This is a genomic window from Methylocaldum sp. 14B (assembly GCF_002005105.1).
In the GTDB taxonomy this organism is placed as follows: domain Bacteria; phylum Pseudomonadota; class Gammaproteobacteria; order Methylococcales; family Methylococcaceae; genus Methylocaldum.
The window spans coordinates 21,246-36,395 of the sequence record NZ_MSCV01000043.1 but is presented as its reverse complement, the minus strand read 5'-3'; the positions used below and the strand labels follow the sequence as shown (position 1 = coordinate 36,395).

Annotated in this window: 12 protein-coding genes and 1 pseudogene; all 13 read left to right on the top strand. The window is 57.0% G+C overall.

The window, feature by feature from the left end; genetic code table 11:
• Positions 1-422: 422 nt before the first annotated feature.
• Entirely contained in the window at positions 423-1,511 is a 1,089-nt protein-coding gene (locus tag B2A78_RS23165) for a type IV toxin-antitoxin system AbiEi family antitoxin (protein WP_077732419.1), read from the top strand.
• Positions 1,489-2,178, top strand: coding sequence for a nucleotidyl transferase AbiEii/AbiGii toxin family protein (locus B2A78_RS23160; protein ID WP_077732418.1), 690 nt, complete (start codon positions 1,489-1,491; stop codon positions 2,176-2,178). Before B2A78_RS23165 ends, B2A78_RS23160 begins: the two co-directional genes overlap by 23 nt.
• 208 nt (positions 2,179-2,386) lie before the next feature.
• Positions 2,387-2,745 (top strand): annotated as a pseudogene (locus B2A78_RS26775) (transposase); the annotation flags it as partial.
• Positions 2,746-3,395: 650 nt separating this feature from the next.
• Complete coding sequence (locus B2A78_RS23145; RefSeq protein WP_276205419.1) at positions 3,396-4,259, top strand: methyl-accepting chemotaxis protein; 864 nt, start codon at positions 3,396-3,398, stop codon at positions 4,257-4,259.
• Positions 4,260-4,277: 18 nt separating this feature from the next.
• Entirely contained in the window at positions 4,278-4,646 is a 369-nt protein-coding gene (locus tag B2A78_RS23140) for a response regulator (protein WP_077732414.1), read from the top strand.
• 13 nt (positions 4,647-4,659) lie between these two features.
• On the top strand, positions 4,660-4,995 hold the full coding sequence (locus B2A78_RS23135) for an STAS domain-containing protein (protein ID WP_077732413.1): 336 nt from the start codon (positions 4,660-4,662) through the stop codon (positions 4,993-4,995).
• Entirely contained in the window at positions 4,992-7,154 is a 2,163-nt protein-coding gene (locus B2A78_RS23130; RefSeq protein ID WP_077732412.1) for a chemotaxis protein CheA, read from the top strand. Before B2A78_RS23135 ends, B2A78_RS23130 begins: the two co-directional genes overlap by 4 nt.
• A 107-nt stretch (positions 7,155-7,261) precedes the next feature.
• Entirely contained in the window at positions 7,262-8,893 is a 1,632-nt protein-coding gene (locus tag B2A78_RS23125; RefSeq protein WP_077732411.1) for a methyl-accepting chemotaxis protein, read from the top strand.
• A gap of 29 nt (positions 8,894-8,922) precedes the next feature.
• Positions 8,923-9,465 carry a chemotaxis protein CheW gene (locus B2A78_RS23120; protein ID WP_077732410.1) on the top strand — a complete coding sequence of 181 codons (543 nt, stop codon included), beginning with the start codon at positions 8,923-8,925 and terminating at the stop codon, positions 9,463-9,465.
• 106 nt (positions 9,466-9,571) lie between these two features.
• A complete protein-coding gene (locus B2A78_RS23115) occupies positions 9,572-10,378 on the top strand; it encodes a protein-glutamate O-methyltransferase CheR (protein ID WP_077732409.1) in 807 nt (268 codons plus the stop codon).
• Positions 10,375-10,911 (top strand): hypothetical protein, encoded by a 537-nt coding sequence (locus B2A78_RS23110; RefSeq protein ID WP_077732408.1) that lies wholly within the window; start codon positions 10,375-10,377, stop codon positions 10,909-10,911. Before B2A78_RS23115 ends, B2A78_RS23110 begins: the two co-directional genes overlap by 4 nt.
• Positions 10,908-11,981, top strand: a complete 1,074-nt coding sequence (locus tag B2A78_RS23105; RefSeq protein ID WP_077732407.1) for a chemotaxis response regulator protein-glutamate methylesterase — start codon at positions 10,908-10,910, stop codon at positions 11,979-11,981. Before B2A78_RS23110 ends, B2A78_RS23105 begins: the two co-directional genes overlap by 4 nt.
• A gap of 105 nt (positions 11,982-12,086) precedes the next feature.
• Positions 12,087-15,050, top strand: coding sequence for an EAL domain-containing protein (locus tag B2A78_RS23100; RefSeq protein ID WP_077732406.1), 2,964 nt, complete (start codon positions 12,087-12,089; stop codon positions 15,048-15,050).
• The last annotated feature ends 100 nt before the right edge of the window (positions 15,051-15,150 follow it).

Below are 15,150 nucleotides of genomic sequence, written 5' to 3'. Positions count from 1 at the left end.
AACCAAACATCCGCTTTGTCTCGGTTTGCTACTGTTCGGAGTCCCTGGCCGAGTGGCTCATTCGGGCACGTGCTGCTCGCTCGACGTTGAGGAAAGCAGTCGTTCGTGACCGACAGGTATTGGACAGACTGAATGGCCGCAAATGGCCGAATTTCAGACAATGAGAGCAGCCTCTATTTCTGGCCATATAGGGCTCTTCCGTGGCTATCGGAAATCTATCTGAACTCATGCTTGGCTCTATCGAGGCGGGCGCCGACGCGATTTTCAGTTCATAGATACTCCGTCTTCTGATTGCCCGCGACGTTCACGTAATGATCATGTTCATGCATCGTGAACATGATCATTACGTGAACATTTCGCTTGATCTTGTGTTCGCTGTCTTATAATGTTCACGTTACGTGAACAAATGATTAAATGTGAACATGCCGCTTCGCTATCGAGAAGAATCCCTGCATCACAAAGAGCAAGCCCTTCTAGAGCGTGCCTTAGCCGCACTGCAGGAAACCACTGGCTTGACCGGGAAAATCATCGCCGCGGAGCCCTTATTGGAACAGGGAGTCAGAGTCGATGCAGCCGTGGAAATCGACGTAGCCGGTCAGCCCCATCGTTATAGGGCTGAAATCAAACGAATCGATCGCTTTACCGCGATCGGCCAAGTCAGGAACCAATTCGATTCATTTCAGCAGCCCGGCTTACTCGTGGCCCCGCGGATCACCGCTGAAATGGCCGACAAATGCCGTGAACTGGACGTGCAGTTCATCGATGCCAACGGCAACGCCTATCTTCATGACCTAGGCCTGTTTATATTCGTGAAAGGACTGCGCCCTCGAGCCAAGGAGGGGATGGATATCACAACTGCGGAACCACCTCGTGCAGGTACTGCAACTGCCCTTAGAGTGATATTCGTCCTGCTATGCCGTCCCGAGTTGGTCAATGCACCTTATCGCGAGATCAATCGAGCGGCCGGCGTTGCGCTGGGGACGGTGGGAGAGGTTTTTTTAGATCTGAATAACAGGGGTTACGCCATAATCGGCAAGGGAATGGGCGAGCGACGCATTCTGGAGCGCAAGCGATTGATTGACGAATGGGTGACCAACTACCCCATCAAGCTCCGTCCGAAGTTAAACCCAAGACGGTTTCATGCTCCGACTCCGGACTGGTGGCGGCAAGTCGATGTCACCCGGTACGGAGCCCAATGGGGCGGCGAAGTCGCGGCCGACAAGCTGACCGGCTATTTGAGGCCCAACACCTTCACTCTGTATTTCCGACCCGAAAACGTTCGTCAAAATCTCACGAAGCTAGTGGTCGAAAACAAGCTGCGTGCTGATCCTAAAGGTGAGATCGAGGTATTGGATGCCTTCTGGAATTTTCCAGCCGATGACACCCTGTCCGAAACCGTGCCACCGATCCTCGTCTACGCGGACCTTCTCGCCACCCTCGATCCGCGGAATCTTGAAACGGCGCACATGATCTACGAGCAGAGCATCGATGGTTCTGGCACCCAGGGCTGAGCGCCCGATCGACCCCATTACCCTCGCGGTCCTGAGAGAAATTCAGAATGCATCAGTTGCTCTGGGTCTGGAAGCCTTCCTGGTAGGAGCAACCGCCAGAATCATCTTGCTTGAGCACGTATTCGGGCTGCAGGCTGAACGTGCTACCCGCGATATCGATTTTGCTTTTGCGGTTGAAAACTGGGACCAGTTTAAGGCAATCAAGAGATATCTTGTCACCGGCTCCGGTTTTCAAGAAATGGAGCGGGTAATGCAGCGGCTGCTTTACCAACCAGCAGGCTGTAGGCGTAAATTCGTCGTGGATTTAATCCCGTTTGGTGGGCTCGAAGTCGAAAAAAATACCATCGCTTGGCCGCCGGACATGAGTATCCTAATGAACGTCGCCGGCTACCGAGATGCCTTGGTATCCGCGGTGCCAGTTGAAGTTGAACCTAGACTTATCGTATCGGTAGCTTCCATCGCTGGGATTGTCATCCTCAAACTCTTTGCTTGGGTTGACCGTGGCCGAGAAGATCCCAAGGACGCCATCGATCTGCTCACACTACTCCGTCGGTATCACGAGGCGGGTAACCAGGACCGAATCTACGAAGACGCATCGACCGTGCTGGAATCAGCCTACCCCAGTTATTCTCACGTCCATTCGCCCAGACTTCGCACAACCATTTGACATAAAAAAGTGAGGAAGGCAAGAGCCTCGGAATGCATCCGTTTATCCACAGTTCGGGTGGAAAAGTCCGTGGATAAGATTGTGAAAGAAACGTTACAGCCCGCGGCTTTCCTGATTTGCGTGCTTATTGTCGAATAATGTGTCAGTTTCCTGTCTGACACTCCAGAGCGTGTTATGAACTTTTTGCTGTGGGCAAGGTACTGCAGGGATGCTTACTCGAAAACCTTACCCCAGCGATGTTTCAGACGACGAATGGACGTTCGCGGTCCCTTATTTAACCTTGATGAAGGCGGCCGCGCCCCAACGCCAGCACGATCTGCGCGAAATCGTCAATTGCTTGCGTTGGTTGGTGCGGACCGGTGAGCCCTGCGGATGATGTTGCCGCATGACTTGCCGCCGTGGGGAGCCGTCTATCGGCAGACCCGGCGTTGGCTCGCGGCGGGCTGCTTCGACGCGATCGTGCACGATCTCCGCGAAGGTTTGCGCCTGGCTCAGGGGCGAAAACCGCAGCCGAAGGCTGCGATTTTGGATGGACGCACGCTGCAATCCAGTTGTGAGAGTGAACCGGAGTTCACCCTCGGAATTTACACCACCTTGACGGACTCACCCCCTCTCTCCCTCCCTTAGCCTGCACGCTTTGGCGAACCATACCTTCGAGACGGCAAGCATCCGACACCCCTACATCTAATTCCGTTTTTCCTACAAAAAAATCAGAATTTTCTTACTTTCATTCTGTGATATCCGTACCAGACTTACATTCGCTGGAAAAATGCTCGGGAAAGTTTCAATTGCTAATGGCTACGACCGCCTGGTCTGATTAGTTTGAATATAGCCCCGGAATCGTCACGGAAATCAAGGCTGCGGCCGCAAGTCGATGTACCGGGAAAATTTTCGAACAGCAGCCCCAGCACGGGCCATCTTGGACTCTTCCCGCCGACACAAACGGCTGTGCTCAGCGTCATAGACAATCGTGTCATATGCACGCATGGCCACATATCCGACTCGATAAGGAGTGCCGATAGTGTCGACCTTTAGGGATACATAGTGGCAGTTTGCCGCGAATCCTCTTATCCCCAGCACTGAAATAACAACCTTACCCAAATAACGCCCTCTTTAACCGCTATGCAGTTACCGAGGGTGCGAGCTTTATTTTGACTAATGAAAACGGTTCTAGGACGTGACAAGAGCCGGCATGTATCGAGATGGGGCGGTCGCAGATGGAAGAGGCCATAGTCATACTCAGCGACCGCTTTGCCGATATTGCGCACGACCTACAAACCACGGTGATCGCTTCGCAAGAAGCGGCCTTGGATATCGGTGGACAAGCGGGCGACAGCGGCATGGTTTCGCTTCTAACGCAGAGCCAAAACGAATTGAACTCAGTTCTCGCCTCTTTAAAGACCGCTCTCGACATGAGGCGGATGGCGATGCAGGAAATCCTGCAACTGTCCCACTTCACGGAAGAGTTGAAACAGATGGCAGCGGAAGTCGCCAATGTCGCCGGGCAGACCAACTTGCTGGCCCTTAACGCGGCCATCGAAGCCGCACGCGCGGGGGAGGCCGGAAGAGGATTTGCGGTCGTCGCGGATGAAGTACGGAAATTGTCGACGTTTTCCGGAGAAACCGGAAAACGGATCAGCGAACGGGTGAATGTCGTCAACGAGGCCATCACCTCGGCATTGGAGCTTTCCGAAAAAACTGCCAATCAAGACGTGAAATTGCTGACCGATTCCGAGACCGCGATCAACCGTGTTCTCGACCAATTCAGCAAGGCGGGCGGCGCTTTGTGCCAATCCGCCGAGATCCTTCAAGGAAAAAGCGTAGAGATCAAGAACGAGCTATCGGACATTCTGGTTTCGCTGCAATTCCAAGACCGGGTTAGCCAAATTCTGGGGCACGTGCGCGACGATTTGGAAAAGCTCCATGCATGTATTTCCGAAGCATCCGGAAAAGAAACGATCGATGCCAAGCTTTGGCTCAAGGAATTGGCGCAAACCTATACCACCGAAGAGCAACGCCGGCACCACCCCGGCGTACAGCCTGTCAGTTCCGATCGATCCGCAAACATTACCTTCTTTTAATCCATAAGGAGTAGCTCCGTGGCCAAAACCATTCTCATCGTCGACGATTCGGCTTCGCTTCGCCAGGTCGTGAGCATCGCCCTGAAAGGAGCGGGCTATGACGTCGTCGAAGCCCGCGACGGCCAAGACGCCCTGACCAAGCTGAACGGGCAACGAATCCACCTGATCATCAGCGATGTCAACATGCCCAATATGGACGGAATAAGCTTCGTCAGAGAAGCGAAACAGCTCCCAGCTTACAAGTTCACTCCGGTGATCATGCTCACCACCGAGTCTCAAGAAAGCAAGATGGCCGAAGGCAAGGCGGCCGGCGCCAAGGCTTGGGTCGTCAAGCCATTCCAGCCTGCCCAAATGCTGGATGCCGTATCGAAATTGATCGCACCCTAAGAGAGCGTTAGCCATGGCCATCGAATTCACAGAAGACGGCGGCGCATTGCGTCTCTCCGGCGAACTGACCATCTATCATGCCGCGGAGATCAAACAGCCACTCCTGACGATGCTGCAATCCGGAAACGAACTGGAAATCGACTTATCCGGCATCAGCGAAATCGACACAGCGGGATTTCAACTTCTCATGCTGGCCAAGAGGGAAACCGATCGTACCGGCGGCAATCTTCGCCTGACCTCGCACAGCCCGGCTGTTCTGGAATTGATCGAGCTGTATAACCTGGCGGGGTTCTTCGGCGATCCGCTGGTCATCACCGCCGCGCACGGTGCGGGAGGACGGTCGTCATGAACCTGGATCAAGCACTACCGGTCTTCATCGAAGAAGGTCGCGCCCTACTCCAAGAAATGGAAGAAGGGCTCCTGGGGCTGGAACAGACGCCGGACGATCCGGATATCCTGAACGCGATTTTTCGCGCTGCCCATACCATCAAAGGTTCGGCAGGCTTGTTCGGTCTTGACGGCATCGTCTCCTTCACCCATGTCGTGGAAAACGTGCTGGATCGGATGCGCGCCGGCGAAATCCTGACTCAGCCGGATTTGACCAACCTCTTACTTCAATCGTGCGACGAAATCTCGGTGCTCATCGACGCTGCAGCGGCGGGCTCCGAATCAGACGTCGACCCAACGTCCAACGGCGTCGGGCTGCTCCATCGATTACGCGCCTATCTTGAGACATCCGATGCTAGCAGCGATGCCGGTCACCTACCGGCCAAAGCGCCCCCACCGGTAGAGGTTTGCGGCGAAGCTGCCGTGTCCGGCGACTGCTGGCGCATCGTCGTGGATTTCGGCGAAAACGTCCTGCGCAACGGCTTCGACCCGGCATCGTTTATACGCTACCTCTGCAATCTCGGGGAAATCGTTCATCTCGCAACCAAAACGGAACGGCTTCCGCCCGCCGAGCTCATGGATCCGGAGAGCTGTTACCTCGGTTTCGAAATCGACTTCAGAAGCGCTGCGGACAAACAAACCATCGAAAACGTCTTCGAGTTCGTACGGGAGGATTGCCATATCCGCATCACCCCGCCGCCCGCTTTCGCCGAAGTCGCCATTGAACGCATCGAAGCTCTCAAAGCAGAAGCGGACAAGGTGGGCGAGATCCTGATCGAAGCCGATGCCGTCACCCCTCGGGAAATCGAAGAGGCGCTGGCCCTGCAAAACGAGATTGACGCCAGAACCCAAAGACATCCGCCCATGGGCGAAATACTGGTGCAGGAAGGCATGCTGCAACAACCGGTCGTCGAAGCGGCTCTTGAAAAACAAAAGAAAATCCGCGACGCAAAAATCGGCGAATCCCGATTCATCCGTGTCGATTCCGGAAAGCTGGACCAACTCATCAATCAGGTGGGCGAATTGGTCATTGCCGGCGCGACGGCATCCCTGCTGGCGCAGAGAACGAACGACAGCGAACTGCAAGAAGCGCTTTCCACCATTCTGCGCCTGGTCGAGGAAGTCCGCGGCGGCGCCCTTCAGTTGCGCATGGTGCAGATTGGCGAAACCTTCAACCGCTTCAATCGCATTGTCCGGGATGTTTCCAAAGAACTCGGCAAAGACATCGAACTCCAGATCAGCGGCGCTGAAACCGAACTGGACAAAACCGTGGTGGAAAAGATCGGCGATCCCCTGACGCATCTGGTGCGCAATGCGATCGACCATGGAATCGAGTCTACCGATAGGCGTGTCGCTGCCGGCAAGCCGGCAAAGGGCACGGTTCGGCTCAACGCCTATCACGAATCCAGCAGCATCGTCATCGAAGTGACCGATGACGGCGGAGGATTGAATCGCGACAAAATATTGAGCAAGGCAATAGAGCGGGGACTGGTGAACGCCGGCCAAAACCTGAGCGAGCAAGAGATTTACAACTTGATCTTCGAGCCCGGTTTTTCCACCGCCGACACGATCAGCAACCTGTCCGGACGCGGCGTCGGCATGGACGTCGTGCGGCGCAATATCGAAGCGCTCCGCGGCATGGTGGAAATCAACAGTCGTCAGGGCCAAGGCTCGACCGTACGCATTCGCCTGCCTTTGACCCTGGCGATTATCGACGGCTTCCTGGTGAGCGTCGCCGGCTGCTCCTATGTGATTCCCCTGGAAGTGGTATCGGAATGCGTAGAGCTTGATGAACGGGAACAGCGCCACGGCTGCTATGTGAATCTTAGGGGTGAGGTATTGCCCATCCTCAACCTGCGCGAACACTTCAAGATACACGGCCAAACCTCCCGCCGTCAGAACATCGTCGTGACGCACTTCGGCGGGCAAAAGGCGGGGCTTTTGGTAGACGAACTAATGGGCGAGTTCCAGACCGTGATCAAGCCGCTCGGCAAGCTATTCGGCAAGGTGCGCGGCGTCAGCGGCTTCACCATCCTGGGCTCCGGCGAAGTGGCGCTGATTCTGGATGTGCTTTCGCTGATCCAGTATGCCGCCGGTCTGGAAGCTCAAAAAGCAGCCTGAAAGCGAACCCTTCTCTAGCCAACGGCAAACGACAGCTCAGAAGCACGAGAAGGCAATACGCAAACACACAACGATCACTTCCCACACGACAAAAAGGAAGAACAAAAATGACTGCATTCCATCGATTCACCGTCAGAACCCGGTTACTCGGACTGGTTTTCCTGCTCTGCGCCTTTCAGATCATGATCGGCTGGAACGGTTTGTCCGGCATGAAGCAAAGCAACGCCGGGCTCCATACCGTCTATAACGACCGCGTCGTGCCTCTCAGAAAGCTGAAGAGGATTTCCGACGCTTATGCCGTCCACATCATAGATGCGGTCAACAAGGCCAATGCCGGATTGATTACCGCAGAAGACGCCCGGCAGCGGATACGCAGTGCCAACGAACGCATCCGGACGGAATGGAACGCCTACGCCGCTACCCGCATGACCGAAGAGGAGAGCAGACTGGTCAGCGCGGTCAAGTCGATGTTTAGCGAGTCCGACCGAAAGATCGATCGTCTGCTCGAGGTACTGGATGCCAAGACCGGAAATATCGTGGGACAACTCGGCGAATTCGATGGCCCGCTCTACGCTGTGATCGATCCGGTCACCGATAAGATCGCCGATCTGTCCAATCTGCAATTGACCGTCGCCGAACAGGAGTTCGACAAAGCGCAAGAAAGCTATCGCGTCGTCTTCAGTTTTGCCATCGGTACGATCGTCGCGAGCATTCTCATCGGCTCCCTGGTCGGCTTGTGGCTCGTCAACAACCTCGCCAAGCAACTTGGCGGCGAGCCCGGCTATGTCGCGGAGGTGGCGCGCCGGGTGGCGGGTGGTGATCTTACCGCCACCGTCGAGACCCGGCACGGCGATACCACCAGCGTGGTTGCCGCCATGAAGTTCATGGTGGATAAGCTCTCGGCCATCATCACCGATGTGCGCGGCGCGGCAGGCCAGTTGTCGAGCGCCTCGGAAGAAGTCTCGGCAACCGCCCAGAGCCTGTCCCAAGCCTCCAGCGAACAAGCGGCCAGCGTCGAGGAAACCAGCGCCGCCGTCGAAGAGATGTCCGCCTCCATCAACCAGAACGCCGAGAACGCTCGGGTCACCGACGGCATGGCCGGCAAAGCCTCCACCGAGGCCAAGGAAGGCGGCGAGGCGGTTCAGTCCACGGTCGAAGCGATGCGCCAGATCGCCCAGAGGATCGGCATCATCGACGACATCGCCTACCAAACCAATCTCCTAGCCCTGAACGCCGCTATCGAAGCCGCCCGCGCCGGCGATCACGGCAAGGGCTTCGCCGTGGTGGCGGCGGAAGTGCGGAAATTGGCCGAACGCTCCCAAGTCGCCGCCCAGGAGATCGGGGAATTGGCCGACAGCAGCGTGAAACTGGCAGAGAAAGCCGGCAAGCTCTTGGATGATATCGTGCCCTCCATCGCCAAGACCTCCGATCTGGTGCAGGAGATCACCGCGGCTTCCAACGAACAATCCGCCGGCGTGAACCAGATCGCCACGGCGATGATGCAGCTCAACCAGATCACGCAGCAGAACGCCTCGTCCTCGGAAGAGCTTGCCGCCACCGCCGAGGAAATGAGCAGCCAAGCCGAGCAATTGCAACAGCTCATGGAATTCTTCAGGCTGGCACAAGGCGAGAACCGGGACGCGCCGGCCAAGCCCTCCGTTCGTCAACCCAAACCCGCCCAAGCGCCACGTCTCTTGGAAACCTACGCCATGAGCCAGCACGAATTCGAAAAATTTTGAGACAAGCATCCGAATAACGAGGAGCCGCTATGGCGAATATCATTGCGCACCAAAAGTCGTCGCCGCAGATCGACCACGAATCGGACAGCGCACAGCAATACCTGACTTTTCAACTGGGCGGAGAGCTGTTCGCCCTAGATATTCTTCACGTCAAGGAAATCCTCGAGTACGGCCACGTCACGCCGGTACCCATGACCCCGACCTTTATCCGCGGCGTCATCAATCTGCGCGGCGCGGTGGTGCCGGTCATCGATCTCCATGCGCGCTTCGGCCGCGGCCTAGCCGAGGTGACCCGGCGAAGCTGTATCGTCATCGTGGAGGTGCAACACGAGGAAGAACGCCACGACATCGGGGTGACCGTCGATGCCGTGAACGAGGTCGTTGAGCTTCCGCCGGCCGAAATCGAGCCGGCGCCGGCCTTCGGCGCCAAGATCCGCACCGATTTCATCGCCGGTATGGGCAAACTCGACGGCCGCTTCGTCATCTTGCTGGATCTCGCCAAGGTGCTGTCCGTGGACGAGATGGCTCTGCTCGCCGAGATGGGACAAGGAGACCATGGAAACGGGGAATAGGCGGCAAGACGGCCCAGTCGGTCCGGATCGGCCATCGAACTTCCCGGCGGCAGGAGCGAGCCGCAAAACCAAAATCGTCTATCCGAAAAACGACCGTTCTTGAACCATGGACGCTTTGACCCTCAGCGATCATGAATTCCGCCAATACCAAAAGCTCCTCTACGACATCGCCGGCATCCATCTGTCGCCGGCGAAAAAAGCCCTAGTATGCGGACGATTAGCCCGGCGTCTCGCCCAGCACGGATTGACCAGTTACGGGGACTATTTTCGCCTCTTGACCGACCGACGGGAGGCGGAGGAGCTTCAGCACGCGCTCGACCTACTGACCACCAATGAGACCTATTTCTTTCGCGAACCGGGGCATTTCGATTTTTTGCAGAACCACATCCTCGGCTCCCACCGCCGGGCTCAAACCTTCCGGGTCTGGAGTGCGGCCTGTTCCAGCGGCGAAGAGCCTTACAGCATCGCCATGGTGCTGGCCGATCGATTGGGTAGCGGTTCCTGGGAAGTATTGGGCTCCGACATCAGTCGGCGCGTCCTCGAAAAAGCCCGGCTCGGCCATTATTCCATGGAGCGGGCCAGACACATCCCCAAGGATCATTTGACCCGCTATTGCCTCAAGGGAGTCGGCTCTCAGAAAGGCACTTTTCTCATCGACACCCCGCTGAAGAGCCGCATGCGATTCATTCAGATCAATCTGAACGGACCGCTCCCCAAGATCGGCGAGTTTGACGCCATCTTTCTGCGCAATGTCATGATCTATTTCGACCTGGCGGCAAAACGACGGATAGTGGCCCGTCTGATCCAGACGTTGAAACCCGGCGGCCATTTTATCGTCGGCCATGCGGAAACCCTGAACGGTGTCGATGAAACTCTGAAACCCGTCGCCCCCACCATTTACCGCAAACCATGAGATGCATCGCCGTTTCGCCCCCCGGATTTCAGGAAATCCATTTGCGTCCGGGCGACTTCTACTTCGGGCAAGGAGCAGTGCGCCTGGTTACCCTGCTCGGTTCCTGCGTGGCCGTGATTCTATGGCATCCGCGCCTCTGCCTCGGCGGCATGTGCCATTACATGTTGCCGGCCCGCGGCCACGGGCGGGCGTCGGAACCGGACGGACGCTATGCCGACGAGGCTATGGAACTCTTTCGCCGGGAAATCTTGCGCGCCGGAGCGCCGTCGTCCGAATACCGTGCTCGATTGTTCGGCGGCGGAAACATGTTTTCGAACCGTTCCGTACCCGCCGTCCTGAACGTGAGCGCACGCAACGTGGAAGCCGCAAGAAACCTGGCAAATCGCCTCGGTTCCCGGATCGACGAGGCACACTTGGGTGGCGTTGGGTATAGGAAGCTGGCATTCGAACTTTGGAGCGGCGAGACCCGCCTCGAACATCGCCAGGAGCTCATCGAATTTTCCACGACGAGAAGAAAGAACGAATCTAAATGAAAAAAATAGGCGTCATGCTCGTGGACGACTCGGCCGTAGTGCGCCAGGTCATCAGTGATATCTTGAGCCAGGATCCCGCCCTGGAAGTCATCGGCGCGGCTTCCGATCCCCTCTTCGCCATGGAGCGAATGAAACGGCGGTGGCCGGACGTCATCGTCCTGGATGTGGAAATGCCCCGCATGGACGGAATCACCTTTTTGAAGAAGCTCATGATGGAACACCCGACCCCGGTCGTGATTTGTTCCTCGCTCACGGAGAAAGGCGCAGAAACCTCCTTGCAAGCCTTGTCCGCTGGCGCGGTGGGTGTCGTCGCCAAAGCCAAGCTGGGAATCAAGCAACATCTGCAAAGCATCGCCGCAGAACTGATCCACGCCGTCAAGTCCGCGGCCCTGGCCGATCTCAAGCGGCTGACGCTCGCGGGCCTGCCGCACAAGGCCGAACCCAAGCATACAGCCGATGCCGTGCTGTCCTATTCTCATCGCCCTCTCACGCAGACAACCGACAAAGTGGTCGCCCTGGGCGCCTCCACCGGCGGCACGCAGGCTCTGGAAGCGGTGCTCACGGCTCTGCCTCGGGTCTGTCCCGGCATCGTCGTCGTTCAGCACATGCCGGAAAAATTCACCACCGCTTTTGCCAACCGCCTGGACAAGCTCAGCGCGGTCGAAGTCAAAGAAGCCGCCAACGGCGACCGGGTCTTGCCCGGCCGGGTACTGATAGCACCCGGCGGCCGCCACATGCTGCTCAAACGTAGTGGCGCTCTTTATTACGTGGACGTGATTGACGGCCCGCTGGTCAATCGGCACCGCCCGTCGGTGGACGTGTTGTTCCGCTCCGTGGCCAATACCGCCGGAAAAAATGCTTTCGGGGTGATCATGACCGGCATGGGCGACGACGGCGCCCGCGGCCTGAAGGAGATGCGCGAGGCCGGGAGCCGAACCTTGGCTCAGGACGAAGAAACCTGTGTTGTGTACGGCATGCCGAAAGAGGCCGTGAGACTCGGAGCGGTGGAACGCAGCATCGCGCTTTCGGATATCCCGTCAGCGATCCTGGATTATGGCGCGAGCAGGTAAGTTACTCGCTCCATACACGAACATCGCCATCACCGCGGTATTTTCTGAACGATTGGTCTTTAGAACCCTACATCGTGATTAGCATCATTCTCGGAAACGGAAGTTATGACAGACATAGACTTTGATCGGTCCGGGCACTCGGTATTCGTATTCGGTACCGATACGGAGAAGACGGTAAGGCAGATTGTATTGCTGCTCCTTCCTCTCGGCCTGTTTTCCTTCGGACTCTGGCTGTGCGTACAGGAACACGGCGTCCGTTTCGCCGATTATTCCGCTCTTCACACGCTTGTGGAGATTCCCGCCATCGTGATCGCCGCAATGGTATTCGGCATCGGCTGGAACGCCTACGAGGAGAATCGTCCGTTGACCTTGCCGATCCTCGCCTGCGGCTTTCTGACCGTCGGTTTGCTCGACCTGATGCACGTACTGTCGTTTCCGGGAATGCCGAATTTCATTACGCCGAGCAGCCCGGAAAAAGCCATCAATTTCTGGCTGTCCGCACGCTACCTGGCTGCCGTTACGTTCCTGGCCGCCGGCTTGCTGCCTTGGCGCCCGATGAAGCGGCTTTCATTTCGATGCGCCATACTGGCCGGATGCCTGGCGTTCACTTCGCTCATCGTTTGGCTTGGCCTATTCCGGGAAGATTTTTGGCCGCGGACGTTTCTGTCAGGACAAGGCTTAACGCCTTTCAAAATGAAGGCGGAATATGCGCTGACGCTCATCTATTTCACTGTCACTCTCGTTCTGCTCTATCGCTTGCGCCGACCGCAGCCCCGGGTTCTGGCGTATTTGATGGGCGCCTCGGCGGTTACGGCCTTGAGCGAGTTGTGTTTCTCGCGATATCGGGCGGTCGACGATCTGTGCAATTTTGTCGGTCATGTTTACAAAGCGATCGCCTATTTTCTCGTCTACCGGGGAATCTTCGTCGAAGGCGTGCACGAACCTTATCTGCGGCTCCAGGCCTCCCGCGAGGCGCTTCGGAAAAGCGAGGCACGTTTTCAGGATCTGCTGGAATTCGAGCCGGACGGGGTTTTGCTGGCCGACAGCGCATGTCGCATCGCCATGGCCAACGCCAAAGCGGAGGCCATTTTCGCCTGTCCGCGAGCGGAACTCATCGGCCGGTCGATAGAAACATTGATTCCTGAGATTTGCCGGGCAAAGCACTCAGCGCGATGGCACACTCATCGCAAGGAAAAGCAAACCTTATCGGTAGGACGGGAAGTATGGGGACGCCGCAACGACGGATCCGATTTTCCCGCCGAAGTAACGCTCGGTCCATTGCATACCGAACAAGGATTGATGACCATCGTCGCCGTACGCGACATCACCGAACGAAAACAACGCGAGGAGGAGCGAGACCGACTCGTGGCCATTCTGGAAGGGACCTCGGATCTTATCGGTATCGTCAACGCCGACTACAAACCGATCTACATCAATCAGGCCGGACGCGCGATGCTGGGACTCGGCCGGGAGGAAGACATCTCCGCCCTGCATATCGAACAGTTTCACCCGCCTCAAGTATTCAATACGTTACTGAGGGGAGGACTTGCGGAGGCGGAGAAGAGCGGCGTCTGGCGGGGCGAGACGGAACTGGTCAACCGGTTCGGCAACAAAATCCCGCTCTCCCAGGTCATCATAGCCCACAAGGGGAACGACGGGCGGGTCGCTTACTGGTCGACGGTGGCTCGCGACATCGCCGATCAGAAACAGTACGAGACGATGCTGAAATTTCAGGCCACCCACGATCCTCTAACCGCATTGCCCAATCGTTTCCTGTTTCGCGAGCGGCTGGAGCAGGCGATGCTGAGAGCATTCCGCAATGGCAGCTTGGTCGCAGTGCTTTTGGTCGATCTGGACAATTTCAAGGATGTGAACGATACCTTGGGACACGATTTCGGCGACGAGTTGGTAAAGCTGATCGGAGGCCGCCTTAGAGAAGCCCTGCGCGAGGAAGATACCGTAGCGCGGCTGGGCGGCGACGAATTCGCGGTACTCCTGCCCCACATCACCGATTCCTCGTGCGCGGCGCAAAAGGCGCAATTACTGCTGGACGCCATTGCGCAGCCCTGCAGGATCGAGCACCACCATATTCTTATCAGCGCCAGCATCGGTATTACCGTTTATCCCGGCGACGGCGACGATGTTCACGGACTGTTGCGCAATGCCGACATGTCCATGTATAAGGCTAAGGACGAAGGACGGAGCAAGTTCCGGTTCTACACTGCCGAAATGGGCGCTTGTCTTCGGGAAAGACTGGACATCGTCAACGACCTGCGCACGGCTTTGGACCGAAGCGAATTCACCTTGCATTATCAGCCCAGAGTCAGTCTTGTCACCGGTCGAATCTGCGGTGTCGAAGCGCTGATACGTTGGCAGCATCCCCAAAAAGGCTTCATTGCACCGGCCAAATTCATCCCGATCGCGGAGGAAACCGGTCTGATCGCTCAGATCGGCGAATGGGTTTTCCGCACTGCCTGCGCGCAAGCAAAAGTATGGCGCGATAAAGGGCTGGCCTTCAACCGAATGGCCGTCAATCTATCGGCACGCCAATTCGCACAGCCGGATCTGGTCGAGGTCGTTACCGCCGTCGTCGAACAAACGGGTCTTCCGCCGCAGACCCTAGAACTGGAAATCACTGAAAGCATGCTGATGCGCGACCGGTCCATAGCGGCCGATGTGCTGGGCCGGTTGAAGCAACTCGGTATCTCGTTGGCGGTCGACGACTTCGGAACGGGCTACTCCTCCTTGAGCTATCTGAAACAGTTTCCGCTGGACTATCTCAAGATAGACCGGTCTTTCATACGCGATCTAGCCAAGGATCCCGATGATGCACGCATCGTCGAAGCCATCATCGTTCTGGCCCATAGCCTCAATCTCGGGGTGATCGGAGAAGGTGTCGAAACGCCGGAACAAGCCGAGTTCCTGAAGACCCGCCATTGCGACGAAATACAGGGGTATTACTTCAGTAAACCGACGCCCGCCGATGAAGTCGAAGCGATGCTGCGGACCGGCAAAACGCTCGAGTTTACGGTTCCGAAATCGCTGTCGCCGCTGACCGCGTCGGCCTGACGGCCGATATTCGACCGTATGGCAATCCATCAACGTCCACAGACGTTTCTCCATCGCCTATCGCAAGCAAGCAAACGCGAGCTATAACTCCGAACATGCC

What these genes read in the sequence shown, in the direction of transcription:
- B2A78_RS23165 (WP_077732419.1), top strand. Translation starts at nt 423, where the DNA reads ATGCCGCTTCGCTATCGAGAAGAATCCCTGCATCACAAAGAGCAAGCC.
- B2A78_RS23160 (WP_077732418.1), top strand. Translation starts at nt 1,489, where the DNA reads ATGGTTCTGGCACCCAGGGCTGAGCGCCCGATCGACCCCATTACCCTC.
- B2A78_RS23145 (WP_276205419.1), top strand. Translation starts at nt 3,396, where the DNA reads ATGGAAGAGGCCATAGTCATACTCAGCGACCGCTTTGCCGATATTGCG.
- B2A78_RS23135 (WP_077732413.1), top strand. Translation starts at nt 4,660, where the DNA reads ATGGCCATCGAATTCACAGAAGACGGCGGCGCATTGCGTCTCTCCGGC.
- B2A78_RS23130 (WP_077732412.1), top strand. Translation starts at nt 4,992, where the DNA reads ATGAACCTGGATCAAGCACTACCGGTCTTCATCGAAGAAGGTCGCGCC.
- B2A78_RS23125 (WP_077732411.1), top strand. Translation starts at nt 7,262, where the DNA reads ATGACTGCATTCCATCGATTCACCGTCAGAACCCGGTTACTCGGACTG.
- B2A78_RS23120 (WP_077732410.1), top strand. Translation starts at nt 8,923, where the DNA reads ATGGCGAATATCATTGCGCACCAAAAGTCGTCGCCGCAGATCGACCAC.
- B2A78_RS23115 (WP_077732409.1), top strand. Translation starts at nt 9,572, where the DNA reads ATGGACGCTTTGACCCTCAGCGATCATGAATTCCGCCAATACCAAAAG.
- B2A78_RS23110 (WP_077732408.1), top strand. Translation starts at nt 10,375, where the DNA reads ATGAGATGCATCGCCGTTTCGCCCCCCGGATTTCAGGAAATCCATTTG.
- B2A78_RS23105 (WP_077732407.1), top strand. Translation starts at nt 10,908, where the DNA reads ATGAAAAAAATAGGCGTCATGCTCGTGGACGACTCGGCCGTAGTGCGC.
- B2A78_RS23100 (WP_077732406.1), top strand. Translation starts at nt 12,087, where the DNA reads ATGACAGACATAGACTTTGATCGGTCCGGGCACTCGGTATTCGTATTC.